This is a genomic window from Fibrella aquatilis (genome assembly GCF_017353255.1).
GTDB lineage: Bacteria > Bacteroidota > Bacteroidia > Cytophagales > Spirosomataceae > Fibrella > Fibrella aquatilis.
In genome coordinates, this window is record NZ_JAFMYU010000026.1 from 54,442 (window position 1) to 72,747 (window position 18,306).

The window sequence follows — 18,306 nt, forward strand, 5'->3', positions numbered from 1 at the left end:
ATGAACAAGATGAACCGTCTTTTATACCTGATGGCAGTGGTGGCAATGGGTTGCCTTCGCCCATCACTGACCCTGGCGTCGTCGCACCGCGAAGCGCCCCTGATTTCCAATGACCCCCTGGCCGACAACACCGACGTGTATGCCTTCAAAAGCCCGGTCAATGCGGAAAACATTGTGCTCATTGCCAACTACATCCCGTTTGAACACCCCGCTGGTGGCCCAAACTGGTACACGTTTGGCGAGAACATCCGCTACGAAATCCACGTAGATAACAACACCGCCACCAAAGGCGACGATATCATCTACCGGTTTACGTTTACGACCACCAACCAGGACCCAACCACGTTTTTCAACATCCGGCTGGGCAAGCAGAACCAGAAGACCACGTACATCTGCGAAAAGAGCACGAACGGCGGCGGCAGCTTTGCCACCATCATTGCCAACGGTGTAGTACCGGCCAACAACATCGGTCCCCGGTCTATCGAGAACAAGACGGTGGGTCTGGGTGCGGCTTCGTATGATGCGCTGGCCCAACAGGCCATTACTACGGCCAGCACCGGCGAGAAGATTTTCTGCGGCCCGTCTGATGATCCGTTCTTTGTGGACCTCGGCGGCGCGTTCGACGTGGGCGGTTTCCGGTCGGCAGCAACGGCGCGTGACGGACTGGCTAAGCTCAACTGCCATTCTATCGTGATCGAAGTGCCCGTGTCGATGTTACAGAAAGGCAACAAGACGGTGGCGCAGGCGGCTAACATTCTGGATGCCGACTACGTGATTGGCGTATGGGCGTCGGCAAGTCGCCCGGCCATTACCACGCTGAGCACCGACGGCACCGCCTCGATGGTGTCGGGCAACTGGATTCAGGTGTCGCGGCTGGGTATGCCGCTGGTGAATGAGGCCATCATTCCCATTGGCATGAAAGACAAGTGGAACGCCTCAGCTCCCTATGACGACGTGCAGTTTGCCCAGTATTTCAGCAACCCTGAGCTGGCCCTGTACATGGACGATTCACAGTTTGGCGGGGCCGTACCGGGGCTTTCTGCCCTGCGCATTCAGACCAAATCGCTTGGTTCGTTCGATTTTCGGAACACCAAGTCGGGTCTTTTTTCGCTCAAAGGCACCCCTGCCGTGGCGGGTACGGCCCTGGCCGAAGCGGCTTTTGGCGGGGTGTTACTCCCTAATGCCACCAGCCCCCGCGCCGTAGATATCCTGCCCATTTTCTACACAGGTGTACCCAACCTGGCTCCGTACCAGCTGGCTACAGGCAAAAATGGCAACCCGCTGGCGGTTGGTAAGCCGTTCATTAACAACTTCTTACCCACACTGGGCGATATGTTGCGCTTGAATATGGCCGTGCCCGCTACCCCCCGTAACGACCCCAAGTTCAGCTCGCTGGGTATTGTGCAGGCGGCCGTGTTGGGTCTGACCGATCCGCTTTACAACGGCTCGACGACGCTTCAGATGATCCCGAACATGGACGGTTTCCCCAATGGTCGCCGCCTGGAAGATGACGTGACCACCATTGAGCTACAGGCCGTGGGCGGCGTAGCCCTGGCAGCCATCGGGCTTTTTTATGACGATTATACGACAGCATCGCCCAGCCCGGTTACGCCCAAGCTGGTAAGCACCCTGACGTTCAACGGCGGCGTGACTAAAAACGACACCACGTTCAAGGCCAATTTCCCGTACCTGCAAAGCCCCTGGCGCGGTTTCAACGGCCCCGGCTACGAAGGCCCATCGGTGATTACGGCGGTAGAACCAACCATCCTGAAAACGCCCGAAGCCGTGATGGTGGCCGGTCCGAACCCGTTCCAATCGTCGGTGTCGCTGCGCTACAAACTGACCATCGACGGCAATGTGGTGATCAAATTGGTGGGTAGCAACGGCCGCCAAATTGACCTGCTCGACCAGGGGTATCAGACTGCTGGTAGCTATACCGTACACTGGAATGGCAGCCAACTGGCTCCCCAGCTGTGCCTGGCTACATTGTCGGTCAATGACAAGCCGTATACGACGGTGAAGCTGTTGAAACATTAGAAAAATAGGTTAGTGGTTTGCGCTAGTGTGCGGCTTACAGCGCGAAGCCGCACACTAACGCAAACCGCTAAAACTCCCTATTCCCCCCATGAAATACATCATCCTCACTCTACTCATAATCGCCTGTTTATCAAGCTGTAACCAGGCTAAAAAAGACAGCACAGCGCAGGTAACGCGCAGCTATGACATGCCCGCCCTGTATGAGCGGACGGGCGAGCTGGCGGGTGCCGCCGAATGGCCCCGCACGAAGGAGAAAGTGGCCGAGCTGACGAAAAAGATCAAAAAAGACCCATCCGATGTGAAGTCGCGGTTGCAGATGGTCACGATCTATTTGTCAGAGGCGCGCATCACTGGCGAACACCCGTACTACTACCCCGCCATTCTTCAAATGCTGGACGGGGTGCTGGCCATAGACCCCAAAAACTTCGAGGCCACTACCTTTAAGGCATCGGTGAAAATGTCGCAACACCAGTTTGCCGAGGCGCGTACGATAGCCATGGCCGCACAGCAAATAAACCCCGATAATGCCTACGTCTATGGCGTATTGGTAGATGCCAACGTGGAACTGGGTAATTACGAAGAGGCCGTGGCGATGTCGGACAAGATGCAGCAGTTGAAGCCGTCGCTGGAGTCGTATTCGCGGGCCTCATACCTCCGCGAGATCTACGGCGACTATCCCGGCGCTATCGAGGCAATGAAGCTGGCCGTACAGGCGGGATTGCCTGGTTCCGAGCCACAATGCTGGAGCAAACATACGTTGGGGCATCTCTACGAAACCACCGGCCAACTGGCCAAAGCCGATGAGCAATATACCGGCATTCTGAGCATGAGGCCCAGCTACGCGTTTGCGTTGCGGGGCAAGGCGCAGGTGTACAAAGAACAAAAGCAGTACGACAAGGCCTTGACCGAACTCGACAAAGCGGCTAAGATTATGCCCGAATTTTCGTTCCACGAAGAGATGGCCGGGATCTACGCTTTGCAGGGAGAGGCCGAAAAAGCCAAAGCTAAATACGCCGACGTGGTGACCATGCTGGGCGACGATGCCCGGTCGGGCCACGTGGTCGACCTGGAGTTATGCAAGCTCTACGCCCGCACTGGTCAGCTCGATTCGGCCATGGTGTATGGGCAGCGCGAGTATGCCAAACGGCCCAAAAATATCGACGTAAACCATGCCCTGGCCTGGGTATATTTCAAGCAAAACAACCCCAAAAAAGCCCACGAGCATATGCAGGTGGCCTTGCGCACAGGTAGCAAAGACCCAGAGTTGTTGCAACAGGCCGGTGCCATTGAACTAGCCCTGGGTAACGCTGGTCAGGGTAATAAGCTCATGGCGGAGGCCCGCAAAACGAACCCTAAATTTGTGTTGTAGGACGTTATCCCGCAGGTATTCAACAGCGCAGCGTCGGTAGTAGATTTTTATCTTAACGCGGTCTACCAACACCGTTATGAAGCCATTTTTCCTGTTCTTTTTGCTAATCACGACCAACGCATTTGCGCACCTGGGTAAGCTGGCGGGGGTGGTGTATGACCCGCTCACGAGGCTGCCACTGGCTGGTGTGACGGTGCAACTGACCGAGCCGGGCCGGGCTACCCAGACCAACGAACTGGGTCAGTATCAGTTCGATAAGCTCGTGCCGGGGTCGTATCACCTCACGCTGTCGCATGTGGGGTTTGCCGCGCAAACGGTGGTTGTTCTCGTGCAGGACGACCAGACCACGACGGTGAAAACGGGGCTTGTCAACGCACCGCTGGAACTAAGTGAAGTGGTGATCTCGTCGCCCCGTTCCCACGATCAGCAACTCATCAGCAGCCTCGACATCAAGGTGCGGCCCATTACCAATTCGCAGGAGATTTTGCGGCTCGTGCCGGGGCTGTTCATCGGTCAGCACGCGGGTGGGGGCAAGGCCGAACAGATCTTTCTGCGTGGGTTCGACCTCGACCATGGTACCGATATCCGGCTCACCGTCGATGGGATGCCCGTCAACATGGTGTCGCACGCACACGGGCAGGGCTACGCCGATCTGCACTTCGTAATTCCGGAACTGGTGGAGGGCGTCGACTTCAAGAAAGGGCCATACCAGGCTGACAAGGGCAATTTAACCACCGCTGGCTGGGTCGATTTTCGCACCCGCACGGCGCTCGACAAAAGCTTTGTGAAGCTCGAAACGGGGCAGTACGACACCTACCGGACCGTGGCGGGTATCGACCTGCTGGGCGCAAAAGGCCGGGCCACCAACCAGTCGGCTTACCTGGCTTCGGAATATTCCTACACCAATTCCTACTTCGACAACCCGCAGCGGTTCAGGCGGCTGAACATAGTGGGGAAGTACCACGGCCACCTGGGCGCCAATACCAACCTGACCCTGACCGGCTCTACGTTCTACAGCAAATGGAACCACTCCGGTCAGATTCCCGACCGGGCCGTTGAATCGGGACTGACCGATTTCTTTGGCTCCATAGACCCCACCGAAGGCGGCGAAACGAGCCGCACTAACGTCAACGCCCAACTGGTGACCGTTACGCCGCGTAACCATGTGATTAAGCATCAGTTGTACTACAGTAATTATAATTTTGAACTGTATTCCAACTTCACATTCTTCAAAGAAGACACCCTCAACGGCGACCAGATTCGGCAGAAAGAAGCACGCAATCTGTTTGGCTATACCAGCAGCTATTCCACCCAGACCAATGTGGGCCGCACCATTTGGACTACTACCATGGGCGTGCAATACCGGCAGGACATGACCAGGGGCACCGAACTGTCGCACACCAAAGACAGGGTGATCACGCTGGAACAGAAAAACTACGGGAACATCAACGAAATCAACGCCGCTGCCTATGTGGACGAACTGGTGCAGCTCACGGACCGCGTCACGGTCAACGCCGGACTGCGGGTCGATTATTTTCGGAGCCAGTACGAAGACCTGCTGGCCCTGCCCCTGACCAAACAGCACGCCGATGCGGCCATCGTGTCGCCCAAATTGAACCTCTACTACACGGCCAACCCCCGGTTGCAACTCTACCTCAACACGGGTAAGGGCTTCCACTCCAACGATGCGCGGGTGGTGGTGCCGCAGGGGGGCAGGCAAATCCTGCCAGCGGCCTATGGGTCCGATCTAGGTCTGATCGTCAAGCCGTTACCAAAGTTGCTCATCAACGCCGCCGCCTGGTATTTATGGTTGGCGCAGGAGTTTGTGTTTGTGGGCGACGAGAACGTGGTGGAGCCAAGCGGGCGGTCGCGGCGGTATGGCGTAGACGTGTCGGCGCGATACCAACTCACCCGCCACCTCTTCGCCGACCTCGATCTTAACACCGCCACGCCCCGCGCCATTGGCGAGGAAGCGGGCAAAAACTATCTCCCACTGGCCCCAACCTTTACCTCCACAGGCGGCCTTTCGCTCCGAACCGAAACCGGATTCAGTGGCTCATTGCGTTACCGCTACATCGCCGACCGGCCCGCCAACGAGGATAATAGCATTGTTGCAAAAGGCTATTGCGTGACTGATTTGCAGGCCAACTACACCCGCAAGGCTTACGCGCTGGGCCTGTCGGTGCAGAACCTGTTCAACGTGCGCTGGAAAGAAACGCAGTTCGCCACTGAGAGCCGGTTGCGGGGCGAGGCGGCCCCCGTGACGGAAATCTGCTTCACGCCCGGCACCCCCTTCTTCGCCCGCTTAAACCTGACGTACTTTTTTGGTCATTAGCTGCGCAGCTAATGACCAATGGCCTTCTCATTGCCAGCCGCCGCCTAGTGCGCGGTAGGTATCGACCTGGGCGTGGAACTGCTGCATCCGGGTGTCGATCAGCTCCATCCGGGCTTCCAGCACGTCGCGTTGCGTGAGTAGTACTTCCATGTAATCGGCTCTAGCAGAGGTAAATAACTTAAGCGATATACCCGTCGACTGGGTAAGCGCCTGCACCTGATTGTTCTTCTGAACATACTTCTGGCCCAGGTTATCCATGTTCGACAGCTGGTTAAGCACTTCGATATAGGCGTTCAGCACCGTTCGTTCGTAGGCATAAACGGCCTGAATCTGCCGGGAATTGGCGCTTTTGTAGGTGGCCGTAATGGCGTTTTTGTTAATGACCGGACCTGCTAACCCACCCAGCAACGACGCCGCCAGCGATTCGGGGGCAGACACCAGATAGAGCGGGTTGTAGGCTATGAAACCCAAAAACGCCGATACTGTGAGCGACGGATAAAAGTTAGCCTTGGCCACGGTCACGTCCAGTTTAGCGGCTTGTAGCGCTAACTCAGCCTGTTTAATATCGGGCCGGTTGGCCAATAATTGCGTTGGCAGACCCGGATTGATTTTAGCCGGAATCAACTCACTGAAACGCGCCGAATTTCGCTGAACATGTTGCGGATAACGGCCCACCAGAAAATTAATTCGGTTTTCGGTTTCTATAATCTGTTGCTGAATTTCGAATTGAAGACTTTGCGTTTTAAATACTTCGGCCTCAAACCGGCGCACGGCCAGTTCGGTCACCTTAGCGGCTTCTTTTTCCTGCTTCGTAATCGATAATGCATTATTAAGAATCACAATGTTATTCTTAATAATAGTCAATTGATTATCATAAGCCATTAATGAATAATAATTATTGGCAATATCAGCTACCAGATTCGTTACCTGGAAATTTTTTCCTTCTACCGAAGCCAGGTAAGTGTAAATGGCCGATTTTTTAGCGTTCCGCAGCTTGCGCCAGATGTCTATCTCCCAACTCACGGTGGGGCCAAACGACAGGTTCGGCAGAATGTCGGGCGTAGCCACGCCGGGGCGTATTTCGGTGGCGGCATCGGCGGCTCCCTGACTCGTGTAGCGTGACACTTTATCAATACCGGCGGCTCCGCCCAGCGTAACGAAGGGCTTGTAGGCACCACTCCGGGCCAGCACTTCGTTGTTGGCTACCTGAATGTCCTGCAACGTGATGTTCAGGTCCTGATTATTATACAGGGCCGTGTCGATCAGGGCCGTTAGGTTGGGGTCTGTAAAGTACTGCCGCCAGGTTAATTTGCCCGTATTAGTCGAATCCTGCACGGCATAAAAACTGGCTGGCACTGACTTATTCTCTGTTTTCTGCACCAGCCGGGGCACGGTGCAGGCGGCAAAGGACAGGGCTATGAGCGTGGACCCGGTCCAGCTACCCACTTGTTTACTGTTCATGAATGTCAACTTCTTCTGGTTGTGGAAACGTGTCTAACTGATGAGCCAGATTCTCGGTCAGGGAATCACTTTCTTCGTCCTGGATCATTTTTCGGCCGTCGGCTAGTGAGCCGAATATGACGTACAGACCGGGGATGATGATGACCCCGAAAAACGTACCGAACAGCATACCCCCCATGGCCGATGCGCCGATGGTTCGGTTGCCAATGGCCCCAGCCCCCGTGGCGCTAATCAATGGAATAAGACCGGCCACGAAGGCAAACGAGGTCATCAGGATAGGCCGGAAACGGACTTTGGCCCCTTCAATGGCGGCATCTATAATGGTGGCTCCCTGCTGCCGCTTCTGCACCGCAAACTCCACAATCAGTACGGCGTTTTTACCCAGCAGACCCACCAGCATGATCAGGCCGATTTGGGCGTAGATGTTGTTTTCCAGCCCCATAAGCTTCAGCAGCAGGAACGAACCAAATACCCCCACCGGCAACGAAAACACGACCGCCAACGGAATAATGAAGCTCTCGTACTGCGCGGCCAGCACCATATACACAAAGGCCAGCACGATCAGGAACACATACAGCGACTCGTTGCCCCGGATCGATTCGTCATACGAAAGCCCCTCGAAGGCAATGTCGTAGCCCTTGGGTAACGTCTTGGCCGACACCTCCCGAATGGCCTGAATAGCGTCGGCGGTGGTGTAGCCTTTGGCCGGAAGCCCCTGAATAGCTGCGGAGTTGTAGAGGTTGAACCGCGTAATTTCATTGGGTCCCTGCCCTTTTTTCAGGGTCATAAACGACGAGTAGGGTACCATTTCGCCGGCGTCGTTTTTCACAAACAGCTTCAGCAAATCAGAAGGCAACCGCCGGAAACTGGGGTCCGACTGCACATACACTTTAAAGAACTGGTTGTATTTGATAAAGCCCTGTTCGTAGGTACTGCCAATGAGGATGTTCAGGTTGTCCATCGCCTTGCCGATAGACACGCCTTTTTGCATGGCCAGGTTATTATCAATCTCCAGTTCGTACTGCGGGTAGTTGGCAGCAAAGAAGGTAAACAGGCCGGTAAGCTCTTTGCGCTTGCCCAGGTCGTCCATAAACTGCTTGTTGATCTTGTCGAACTCGCGGTAATCGGTGTCGGTGGTTTTGTCCAGCAGACGCATCGAAAAGCCCCCAGACGTACCGAAACCAGGAATGGCGGGTGGCTCGAAGAACTCGACGGTGGCACCCAGCCCCTTCGACTTCTCCTCCAGCTCTTCCATGATCTCCTTCACATTCTTGTCACGGTCTGACCAGGGTTTCAGGTTGATCAGGCACGTGCCGGCGTTGGAACCCCGGCCTTCGGTCATGATCTCGTAACCGGCTAAGGATGAGATAGATTCGATACCCGGAACGCCCTCGCAGATCTTCTGGAGCCGCCGCGACACCTCGTTGGTTTTTTCCAGCGTAGACCCTGGCGGTGTCTGGATAATGGCGTAAATCGTGCTCTGGTCTTCGTTCGGGATGAAGCCTGCGGGCAGGATTTTGTTCACCAGCACGATACCCGCGCAGAACGCCAGCAGAACGCCAAACGTGACTACGCGCCGGTTCACGATTAGCCGCAACAGGCCCACATACCAGCCTGTCATCTTGTCGAAACCCTGGTTGAACTTGTCGATGCCTCTGGCCAGGATGTTCTTTTTGCGAGCGTGACCGTGGTGATTTTTCAGCAGCATGGCGCACAGCACGGGCGTCAGCGTGAGGGCAATCAGGGCCGAAATCACGATGGAACTGGCCATGGTGATAGAAAACTGCCGGTAGAACGTACCCACCGGACCCGACATGAACGAGATGGGCAGGAACACCGACACCATCACCAGCGTAATGGCAATAATGGCCCCGCTGATTTCGCCAAGCACTTCCCGAACCGCGCCAAAGGGCGTCATGTACGGTTTTTCTTCCATCTTGGCGTGCACGGCCTCGACCACCACAATGGCATCGTCGACCACAATACCGATGGCGAGCACCAGGGCAAAGAGCGTGATGAGGTTGATGGACAGCCCAAACGCCTGGATCACGAAAAAGGCCCCGATCAGCGATACCGGCACGGCCAGAATCGGGATCAGTGTAGACCGCCAGTCGCCCAGGAAGATAAATACTACCAGGGCCACCAGGATGAAGGCGTCGCGCAGGGTGTCGATTACCTGCTCGATAGACGCGTCGAGAAACTGCGACACGTCGTAGCTGATTTTATAGTCTACCCCCGGTGGAAACGAGGCTTTCATCACCTCCAGCTTCTGCTTTACTTCCGCAATCACGTCGCTGGCGTTGCTGCCGTAGTTTTGCCGCAGCACAATAGCCGCCGAGGCGTGACCGTCGAGGTTAGAGTAGATGTCGAAAAATTCGCTGCCCAGTTCAACGCGGGCAATGTCGCGCAGGTGGATGCTTTCGCCCTGCGCATTGGCCCGGACAATGATGCTCTCGTACTCTTCCGGCTTGTTGTACCGGCCTTTGTAGGTGAGCACGTATTCCAGCGACTGCGCCGCAATACCCGAGCTTTGCCCAATCCGTCCGGGCCGACCAATGATGCTTTGCTCACCAATGGCCTTCATCACCTCTTCTGTCGAAATGCTGTAGGCCCGCATCCGTTCGGGGTTGAGCCAAACGCGCATGGCATACCGCCGACTACCCAATATCTGCGCCCGGGCAATACCCCGCGTCCGCTGGATTTCGGGGATCATTTTCACGGTGGCGTAGTTGAACAGGAATTTTTCGTCGATGCTTTTTTCTTTGGAATAGAGGTTGACGTACATCAGCATACTAGGCTGAATGGGCGTGATAATAACCCCCTCACGCTGAACCAGTTCGGGCAGCAGGGGCATCACCTGGTCAACCCGCGTTTTCACCCGGATTACGGCGTCGTTGGGGTCAGTGCCGGGTTCAAAAATGATCCGCAGGGTGGCCTCACCGGCAGAGGTGGCGTCGGTGGCGATATAGCGCATATCCTGCACCCCGTTGATGGCCTGTTCAAGCGTAATCAGCGTGGACTTCACCAGTACGTCGGCGCTTGATCCGGGATAAGCAATAAAGATGTTTACCGTGGTGGGGGCAATATCCGGGAATTGCGAAATAGGTAATTTCTTAATAGCCAGTATACCGATAAAGACAATCATGACCGATATCACAATCGCGAATACCGGCCTGCGTATGAATTTTGAGAACATAACGTTTTTGTTAATTAATGAACAATGTACAATGACTTGGAAAACACTAATCCGAAGCAAAAGCTCATTGTACCGCATCGGCGGACCGATTGTGCATTATACATTGTATATTATTTTTTACTCAGCATACAAACTCAGATGAGAAATAACCGCTTCAGGATTTTCAAACTTGGGATGTATTTTTTCATTTTCTTTTACCTGACGCAGGCCTTCCAGCAAAATTCTGTCGTCTTTATTCAGTCCACTTTTAATGGCGAAAATGTGTGGCAATTCGGCGGCAATCGTGATTTCCCGCGACCGGATTACGTTGTTTTTATCGACTACGTAGACGTACTTTTTTTCCAGCACTTCAAACGTCGCTTTCTGCGGAATAATGAGCGCATTTTTCAGTGGCACGGTCATGCGCACGTTACCCGTTTCGCCGTGGCGCAATAGCCCTTCGGGGTTGGGGAAGGTGGCCCGGAAAGCAATGTTGCCCGTCTCGTTGTTAAAATCGGCCTCAATTGTCTGCACCAGACCGGGATGCTTGAACAGCTCGTTGTTGGCCATCACCAGGCTCACGTGCGTCATGTTGTCTTTCTGGGTGTGGGTCTTGAAATTGAGGTATTCGGCTTCCGGCACGTTGAAATACACCCACATCTTGCTGTTGTCCGACAGCGTTGTTAGCAGGTCGCCCTCATTGACGAGGCTACCCAGCCGCACCTGAAAATGGTCCATGATGCCGCTGAACGGCGCACTGATCGAGGTAAACTTCAGGTGCGTCTGTGCCAGCGACACGTCGGCTTTGGCTTTATCGAACTTGGCTTTGGCCAGCGCCAGCTCATTCTTGGACACGATATTGCTGTCGGCCAGTTGCTTGGTGTTCTTGTATTCAATGCCCACGTAGTTGGCCTCTGCCTGCGATTTTTGCAGTTCGGCGTTGTAGATCAGGGGCATAATCTGAAACATGGGTTGTCCCTGCCGCACTGACTGACCTTCGTCTACGTAGATTTTCTGGAGGTAGCCTTTTTCCAGCGCCCGCATCTCGATATGCTGAATGGCGTGAATCTGACACACATAGTCTTTGGCTACGGTCGTATCTTTTTTCAGTGGGCTGGTTACCAGAAATTCGGTTACTTCTTCTTTGGCTGATTCTTTTTTCGCGCAGCTTGTGGCCCACAACACGGTGCACAGGCTGAGGAACAGGGGTATTCGTTTCATATCTCTTGTTGAATGTCTTGTCTAGCCAGGCGTGTGAATAGAGCAAGACAAAGCACCACCCGTGAGATTATAACGGTATGAGAGAGACATTAAAAACTAGTAAAAAAGTGATAGCCAACCCCTGCTGTTATGGCTAGAAAACGGGGTTGTGGTCGGAATAATACTATTTAATGTACTAATGGCACTATGGGTGAATAGTTATCAGCGCCGTGTCAATGCATGGGTGTATATGTGATTTGCCGAATGGGCGGCGGCAAAAGAAAGAGGTTAGGGTGAGTTGACAAATCATTACCTAGTGCCGGTTGATGAGTCCGTCGTTTAATCAAGAGCACAGGCGGTAAGAGACGCACTTTAAGCTTGTCTAACTGCTTATCCCGTAGGGATTTAATAGCGTAGCGTCGGTAGAAAATCGGCCCTGAATCGGTCCTGCGTGCCGTAGGTACGCGACCAACTAGCTGGTTGTAGCGTACCTACGGCACGCTGAGATAGGCAAACCCTACACTGTAGCTACCGACGCTGCGCTGTGATGTCCCGATGGGACAAACTGCCACACGATATGGAAAATAAGGCTACCTTTTTTTTCTGAAAGATCTTACCCAGATTGCCATTCCGACGGTAAGCTTAGCGTTAAGGTGCCTGTCGGCCTGTTAGCTTGTACCATTCATCAAACCCTTTTACCGAGTCATGATTATTTACGGTTCGCGCGCCACGCACGTCACGTCGGCGCAAATTCCTTTTGCCACTTGCCCTGCCTGTGGCGATAACCGCACGTTTTTGGCCAGCGTGTTTGCCCGCTATGCCCACGTTTTCTGGATACCGTTCTTTCCCATTGGAAAAGTGACCGTTGCCGAGTGCGAGCATTGCAAAAAAACACTGGCCAAAGACGAAATGCCCGAACGGCTCAAAACGGCTGCTTTGGCTATTCAGTCAGACAGTAACACCCCTAAATGGACGTTTGCCGGGCTGGGCCTCATGGGCCTTATCATTGTCTTCAGCAGTATCAGCGGTAGTCAGCACGAAAAGGAAAAGCCCGCCCTGATGGCCTCGCCCATGGTGGGCGACAAGTATGAGTACAAACTGGCGGGCGGCACCTATTCTATCCTGAAAGTAGCCCGCGTCACCCGCGACTCGGTCTATGTGTTTCCCAACCAATACGAGATTGCCAAGAGCTACAAGCTGTATAAGATTGACGAGGATAAAAATTACAGCCAGGAAGAGGATGGCTACAGCAAAGCCGAGCTGCTGGAAAAATTCAAATCCGGCGACATAACGGACGTCAAAAGACCTTAATTAGCGGACTGGTGGCCGATCTGCTAAGCAAATCGGCCACCAATACCGTTACGGCACGCTTTTAAACGCTGGGTCATCCACAAACGGCTGGCTGCGGATGCGCTTGCCGGTGGCTTTGAAGAGGGCGTTACCTACAGGGGAGATTAGGTTATAGCGGCTGGAAACGATAGCGTCAGTTGCCCTAAGCTATTTTGCGCTGAACATCGAGAACAAACTCTTCTGTCACATTGGCTAACCTGGCCGCTTGAGCCACTGTAAGTTCCATTGCTAGTGCTTCCTTAATGGTATCAGTTTTCACAGCTAGAATCCGTTGCTTCTCTGCATTGGCTGCTTCGGCATTTGTTGCGGTGACACGAGCAAAGTAGGCGCGTTCCTCAGGTGTCATCTTGCGGGTATCCAATTCATCGATGGCGCGGCGCAGCCATTCCTCGTCCCAAAAGGCGGGGTACTGTGTGGGGTCAGTGGTATGCAGCGTTTTCATAGTGTAGACCAGTTTGTCTAAGTCGGTTTGTATCTGCGCTACCGACTTATTGAATTTAGCTAACTCTACTGTGATGAACGACATCTGGCTATCAATGATTTCACCGGCCTCGCTTCGTAAGTTGGCCACTGTATGGAAATGAGTTGTGGCAAGAATATTCTTCTCCAGAAAAGCAATAGCGTAAATCTTTGGTAGGCCAGCGTAGTCAAACTCACCTCGTTCAACTAGTGTATTGAACTTGTGAAGTGCGTAAAAGCGGTCCGCCGCCGCGGTTCATTCGTTGAATGAAGTGTGGCGCATAGCCTATCTGCATTTCAACGATAAATTGGCTACCCTTCTCGTCGGTGCAGGAAAGGTCAAATATACCAGAACGGCTATCGATGGTCAGTGCTTCAAAGGCGTTCTTGTCGAACGTTACCTCTTTGATAGGCACGTCTGACTTAATAAGGGCTTGTAGGGCTGTACGTAGAAAGAGTGTATCAGTTTCTTTGCCAAATGTAGCCTTGAAGCCATAATCAGAAATAATCGGGATGTATATACCTGTGCCAGTTTCCATATAGCAAAACTAAGTCAAATTACTTAGTTGGCTGGCCTGTCAGTGGAGCCACTAATGGTACTCGTGTGCGCACAAAAAAACTGGACTATCTGGAATTTATTACAAGGCTTGACTTAGCAAGTATCTGCTGTAGCGTGAGTACCAATTGGCCGAAACGGGTATCATCAATATCAAAATAGATTTCTAATTCAGCGCATTCTAAATTTTGTGTACCTGCCTTATTCAACCAGATATGAATGCGAGTTCGCTCTATCACAACCTGTTCAACACCATCATAGCATCCTTGGATTTGGTCGTTTCGTTCACAATAAATTGGCTGATCTGACTTTTCGAAGTGAGAACTTTGAAGCATAAATTGCTCAGCCGGTTGCTGTTCGTTATCAACAAATCCCACTGTAAGAACCTCATTCTCTTCAACAGTAGATACTGTATTTGCTTGAAATTTTACGTTCATATGTCTGATAATCAGTAGATTGCTAGCAGGAAATGCGATTAATTCAAATGTGTGCCTTGACGTTTTTTGTCATCCATACAAATTAGAGGAGATGACAAAAAACGTCAAGGCACACACTCGAGCTAGCTAACGCTAAACGTTAAACTTCCCCTTTAAACGCTGGGTCTTCCACAAACGGCTGGCTGCGGATGCGCTTGCCGGTGGCTTTGAAGAGGGCGTTGCCCACGGCGGCACCGGTGGGGGGGAGGGCTGGTTCGCCGAGGCCCGTGGGGTCGATGCCGTTGTCGACGAAATGGACCAAATTTATTTGAGCACAGTTAGCGTTCCGCTGTAGCGGTGAGGTAAACTGGGTTGCACAATCACGTAGCTGTAGACGTTTGCGGCAACGACTTCGCCTCTGTACGTGCCATCCCAGGGCGAGTCATATCCAGTTGACTGAAAAACCAGTTCACCCCAGCGGTTATAGACATATACCTCGCAACCGGGCGAACGATTAATATTAATAATCTCCCATCGGTCGTTGAGGCCGTCATGGTTGGGCGAGAACGCGTTGGGTATAAATAATCGATCTGTCGGGCAGTCAATATTATAGCTAACCACCTGCATACTAGAGCGGGTGAGGCAGTTATGTTCCGAAAAAACATTGACGTAATAACTGCCCGTGTCACGAAGCATCAGAGACCATTTTGTACCCACAATTTTCCCGTTGTGCATCCACTGATAACGCCAGTCGGCATTTTCTGTAGTGGTTATGCGCATCGAATCTTTTGGACAAATCATACTTTGACCCAGCAACGGCAAAACGGGTAAAGGCCATTTGTCTACACTGACACTGTCTGATAGTAGACCACAGGTGCTGGTGCCAACTTTTCCCTTCAGCTTATATATCCCCGATTGACGGGCTGTAAGCTTAGGCCCAGTAGCGGTCAATTCGCCATTTCGGTACCATTCGTAGGCAATTGAATTGGCGACTGGGGCAGTAAGCAAAACGGAATCACCTGCACAGAAGCCTTTTGCCTGTGCCGTTATCGATAGTCTGGTGTTGGCAGGCATAATGGTTATGGCCACAGGTTTTGAGGCAGTGTCGCCCGCACATTGCGTAGCTAAGCTCTTCACAACAACATATTGCCCTGGCTTATCTACCACCAATTTGCTGGCTGTTGCCCCTTTGGCATTGTCGCCATCTTGTTGCCATTGAAACGCCCAGCTAGGATCATTGAGCGTCTCTAAGGTGATAGTTTGGCCAGGGCAAATGGTTAGTTGTTCTACCGGTTGCCCCAGGTAGGTGATCACGGCCGGACTTATTGCTTGTTTTGGACAGTCGATAACAGGCAGTTGAAACTCATGGCGAACCGAACCAATTTTTTGACCCTTGCGGTATTCATCTACCTGCACTACAAACACGAAAACGCCAAGCTGACTGGCCCGTACTGTGAGTTGCCCGGTTCGAGCATCAATACGAAGTGGAACCGGTCCCGGAATGATAGACGCTAATGAATAGCCAGGTGCCCAGTTGGCAAGCGGGTACGGCCCAGCCTCTGGTATTTCGTAGGGAAAAGCCAGCGTAGATATGCCTTCATAGGGTGTTACCAGGCTATAGCGAAGCTCATCACCATCGGCATCAGCGGCCGAGAAATCGAAAGTAAACGTCCGGTTCAGACAAACATAATCGCCATTGAGCGTTGAAAATTCAGGACTTGAATACGTGATGGGCCGGCCGTTTTGGAATAACGCCGGGAACTCTGAGTAGAGGAGAATATTGGCATTTCTGGGATCAGATAGGTTAGAGACGGCCCCGTTCCGACAGCAACGATCCCAGACCATATAATACCCTCCCGCATCGGCATAATCGGCTTCGCGGAGTTGAAGGTTAAGGACGAATCGGTACTCACGAGTCCGGAAGCGTAGTTTTTTAGCACATGCCTGATTGTCATAAATCAGATCGCGTATGGTGTTGGTGGTGAGTGTAGCCACATATACCTCCTTGTTGTCGCGCTTGCGGAATAGCTTGATATAGTTTGGGTTGGAACGTATATCATCTAAATCCTGCGCTGACATGTTCTCCAAATCGGCGTATAGGTTTAAATAGAGCTGGTAGTTAGCCGACCCAGTGACTGGACGCAGGCCAATGCATCCACCAAAAATGTGGCTGGCTCTGGCTGTCAACATTATTCCAGAATTGAGTATGCCGAGTAGAGTCACTATACGTACAAACTGTAGGGCACGGACCATAATACATTAAGTAGACAAGCTGAGCAATAAGACGGATAGCACCTATAAGGGTATCCGTTAGCAAAGAAAAGCAGCGCGTTATGGTAACAGCTCAAGGGACTACCACTAATTAGACTAGTGGTTGACCATTAATTTTGACTGAGGCGTTCTTCATAAAATCTATTAACACACTGATTATCAAACGTATATATGAAACCGTTCTCTCGTCTAATCACTGGTGTATCTAGAAAGAACACCGATTTGTTGACTTACAGTTTTAAGTATCTTTACTTTGACCAATTGTCTAATAAGAGCAGCAATAACCTGTTGCAGCAATCACGTAATCGGTAACAAATTTGATTGATTTTACTTAGCAGCCTAGCTATTACCAGAATAGGCGTTTATCTGCTGATTATTAGCCGCTTCCCCGTTCAAGTGTAGTATCAGGTCTTTACCAATCCCATGAATGAATTTTCACCTTAACGACCATTTGCCTATCGACTAACCAGCACGTTCATGATCCTCATTGCGCTACGTGACGCCTTTCAGCAATCGCTGATAGGGTATTACCTTGACAAACAAGGTTACCAGACTGCCGAACCGAGGCAGTTTAATTACGCTATCCAACCAACCACCGACCGGCTTACGGTAATCACCGACGACGTGATGCAATCCTGGCCGACTGCAGCACAGACCGATCTTATCTGGCTTGTTGACTGTAGCAGCGGGTTCTCGCCTGGTGCAGACCTTCCCAAAACCGTACGTGGTGTCTTGTGCAGCCAATCGGATGCCGATGAACTGCTGACCTGTATTCACCAGGTAGAACTGGGCAGGCAATACATATCGGGGCAATTATTACGAACCATTGGCCGACCGGAAAGCACCGACACCACCGCCGCTCAGCTAAGCAAGCTAAGCCGACGGGAACTCGAAGTTTTTGACCTGATCAGGCAGGGGTTGTCGATGAATAAAATAGCCGATAAGCTGTTTATCAGTATTCATACGGCCGAGAATCACCGGGCCAATATCCAGAAGAAACTGGCTTTATCGGGGCGGCTGAGTTTAGTGCGTTACGCTGCCGTAGCCGCTTCGGCCACAAAATAGGGGATCACCACTACCCAATATAGCGGCATGCCGTGATTGATTGACGGGCGGTTAGCCAGTCTATTTGTAAGCAGAGAGACCACAGGCCAATTGGCTGTGTAGCTGGTCGATCTGGTACTGATAGACTGGTTTACCGCCCTTCTTATGTTACGACTCTACACGCTCCTTTGGTTTTTGTTGGTGTTGTTTATGCATCAGCCTGCATGGGCGGGCAACGAAGGCGACGAGCCAACGAAACCCACACCCCGGAAAACGGCATTGCCAAAAGCCAGGCTGCCCGAAGGACCAGTGCTGTCTCCGGCAGGAATAGAACCCATTACGCCGATCCGTAAGGTTGTGCTCACAAAGCCCAAAACGCTGGGGCCAGACCCCATCCGGTTTACCATGCGTGCGTCTAAGAATACGGTAGCGGTTGGCGAGGAGTTCGAAATCACCATAGTGGCCGAACTGCTGCCTATTGGCTCAGCAAGTATGTTCTTTTTCGAGGAGCAGAAAGGCTTCAGTCTTAAGGTCTTAATGCCTGAGGGCTTTGTACAAACAGGGGGCGATTACACTGATTATATTAGTAACAAATTCACCCAAAGCAATAGTGGTGCTATAGTATATAATCTG

At 52.4% G+C, this 18,306-nt stretch carries 13 protein-coding genes and 1 pseudogene; 5 read left to right on the top strand and 9 right to left on the bottom strand.

Going from position 1 to position 18,306, the window contains the following annotated elements; genetic code table 11:
• Positions 1-9 precede the first annotated feature (9 nt).
• From J2I48_RS23990 to J2I48_RS24000, 3 genes are all read left to right on the top strand, one after another.
• The gene (locus tag J2I48_RS23990; RefSeq protein WP_207338054.1) at positions 10-2,037 is read left to right on the top strand and encodes a DUF4331 domain-containing protein; all 2,028 of its coding nucleotides are present in this window, start codon (positions 10-12) and stop codon (positions 2,035-2,037) included.
• A gap of 88 nt (positions 2,038-2,125) precedes the next feature.
• Entirely contained in the window at positions 2,126-3,406 is a 1,281-nt protein-coding gene (locus J2I48_RS23995) for a tetratricopeptide repeat protein (protein ID WP_229376742.1), read from the top strand.
• 76 nt (positions 3,407-3,482) lie between these two features.
• Positions 3,483-5,741 carry a TonB-dependent receptor gene (locus J2I48_RS24000; RefSeq protein WP_207338055.1) on the top strand — a complete coding sequence of 753 codons (2,259 nt, stop codon included), beginning with the start codon at positions 3,483-3,485 and terminating at the stop codon, positions 5,739-5,741.
• A gap of 27 nt (positions 5,742-5,768) precedes the next feature.
• Here J2I48_RS24000 and J2I48_RS24005 read toward each other — a convergent pair whose 3' ends face one another.
• The 3 genes from J2I48_RS24005 to J2I48_RS24015 form a co-directional block, all read right to left on the bottom strand.
• Positions 5,769-7,202, bottom strand: coding sequence for a TolC family protein (locus tag J2I48_RS24005; RefSeq protein WP_207338056.1), 1,434 nt, complete (start codon positions 7,200-7,202; stop codon positions 5,769-5,771).
• Entirely contained in the window at positions 7,192-10,398 is a 3,207-nt protein-coding gene (locus J2I48_RS24010) for an efflux RND transporter permease subunit (RefSeq protein WP_207338057.1), read from the bottom strand. Before J2I48_RS24010 ends, J2I48_RS24005 begins: the two co-directional genes overlap by 11 nt.
• 117 nt (positions 10,399-10,515) lie before the next feature.
• Positions 10,516-11,598: an efflux RND transporter periplasmic adaptor subunit gene (locus J2I48_RS24015; RefSeq protein ID WP_207338058.1), complete on the bottom strand. Its 1,083-nt coding sequence runs from the start codon at positions 11,596-11,598 to the stop codon at positions 10,516-10,518.
• Positions 11,599-12,282: 684 nt separating this feature from the next.
• Between J2I48_RS24015 and J2I48_RS24020 the strand changes: the two genes are divergently transcribed.
• Entirely contained in the window at positions 12,283-12,888 is a 606-nt protein-coding gene (locus J2I48_RS24020) for a hypothetical protein (RefSeq protein ID WP_207338059.1), read from the top strand.
• Positions 12,889-13,069: 181 nt separating this feature from the next.
• Here J2I48_RS24020 and J2I48_RS28580 read toward each other — a convergent pair.
• The 5 genes and pseudogenes from J2I48_RS28580 to J2I48_RS24040 all read right to left on the bottom strand — a co-directional run.
• Positions 13,070-13,564, bottom strand: a pseudogene (locus tag J2I48_RS28580) (PD-(D/E)XK nuclease family transposase); the annotation flags it as partial.
• Between the two features lie 25 nt (positions 13,565-13,589).
• The gene (locus J2I48_RS28585; protein WP_310587304.1) at positions 13,590-13,925 is read right to left on the bottom strand and encodes a PD-(D/E)XK nuclease family transposase; all 336 of its coding nucleotides are present in this window, start codon (positions 13,923-13,925) and stop codon (positions 13,590-13,592) included.
• An 85-nt stretch (positions 13,926-14,010) separates the two neighbouring features.
• A complete protein-coding gene (locus tag J2I48_RS24030) occupies positions 14,011-14,379 on the bottom strand; it encodes an Imm10 family immunity protein (RefSeq protein WP_207338060.1) in 369 nt (122 codons plus the stop codon).
• Between the two features lie 139 nt (positions 14,380-14,518).
• On the bottom strand, positions 14,519-14,680 hold the full coding sequence (locus tag J2I48_RS24035; RefSeq protein WP_207338073.1) for a hypothetical protein: 162 nt from the start codon (positions 14,678-14,680) through the stop codon (positions 14,519-14,521).
• Between the two features lie 2 nt (positions 14,681-14,682).
• Positions 14,683-16,611, bottom strand: coding sequence for a T9SS type B sorting domain-containing protein (locus J2I48_RS24040; RefSeq protein WP_207338061.1), 1,929 nt, complete (start codon positions 16,609-16,611; stop codon positions 14,683-14,685).
• Between the two features lie 495 nt (positions 16,612-17,106).
• Here J2I48_RS24040 and J2I48_RS24045 point away from each other — a divergent pair, with 495 nt between their 5' ends.
• Positions 17,107-17,694 (top strand): response regulator transcription factor, encoded by a 588-nt coding sequence (locus J2I48_RS24045; RefSeq protein WP_207338062.1) that lies wholly within the window; start codon positions 17,107-17,109, stop codon positions 17,692-17,694.
• 194 nt (positions 17,695-17,888) lie between these two features.
• Here J2I48_RS24045 and J2I48_RS24050 read toward each other — a convergent pair whose 3' ends face one another.
• Positions 17,889-18,038 carry a hypothetical protein gene (locus J2I48_RS24050; RefSeq protein WP_207338063.1) on the bottom strand — a complete coding sequence of 50 codons (150 nt, stop codon included), beginning with the start codon at positions 18,036-18,038 and terminating at the stop codon, positions 17,889-17,891.
• Between the last annotated feature and the right edge of the window lie 268 nt (positions 18,039-18,306).

What these genes read in the sequence shown, in the direction of transcription:
- J2I48_RS23990 (WP_207338054.1), top strand. Translation starts at nt 10, where the DNA reads ATGAACCGTCTTTTATACCTGATGGCAGTGGTGGCAATGGGTTGCCTT.
- J2I48_RS23995 (WP_229376742.1), top strand. Translation starts at nt 2,126, where the DNA reads ATGAAATACATCATCCTCACTCTACTCATAATCGCCTGTTTATCAAGC.
- J2I48_RS24000 (WP_207338055.1), top strand. Translation starts at nt 3,483, where the DNA reads ATGAAGCCATTTTTCCTGTTCTTTTTGCTAATCACGACCAACGCATTT.
- J2I48_RS24005 (WP_207338056.1), bottom strand. Translation starts at nt 7,202, where the DNA reads ATGAACAGTAAACAAGTGGGTAGCTGGACCGGGTCCACGCTCATAGCC.
- J2I48_RS24010 (WP_207338057.1), bottom strand. Translation starts at nt 10,398, where the DNA reads ATGTTCTCAAAATTCATACGCAGGCCGGTATTCGCGATTGTGATATCG.
- J2I48_RS24015 (WP_207338058.1), bottom strand. Translation starts at nt 11,598, where the DNA reads ATGAAACGAATACCCCTGTTCCTCAGCCTGTGCACCGTGTTGTGGGCC.
- J2I48_RS24020 (WP_207338059.1), top strand. Translation starts at nt 12,283, where the DNA reads ATGATTATTTACGGTTCGCGCGCCACGCACGTCACGTCGGCGCAAATT.
- J2I48_RS28585 (WP_310587304.1), bottom strand. Translation starts at nt 13,925, where the DNA reads ATGGAAACTGGCACAGGTATATACATCCCGATTATTTCTGATTATGGC.
- J2I48_RS24030 (WP_207338060.1), bottom strand. Translation starts at nt 14,379, where the DNA reads ATGAACGTAAAATTTCAAGCAAATACAGTATCTACTGTTGAAGAGAAT.
- J2I48_RS24040 (WP_207338061.1), bottom strand. Translation starts at nt 16,611, where the DNA reads ATGGTCCGTGCCCTACAGTTTGTACGTATAGTGACTCTACTCGGCATA.
- J2I48_RS24045 (WP_207338062.1), top strand. Translation starts at nt 17,107, where the DNA reads ATGATCCTCATTGCGCTACGTGACGCCTTTCAGCAATCGCTGATAGGG.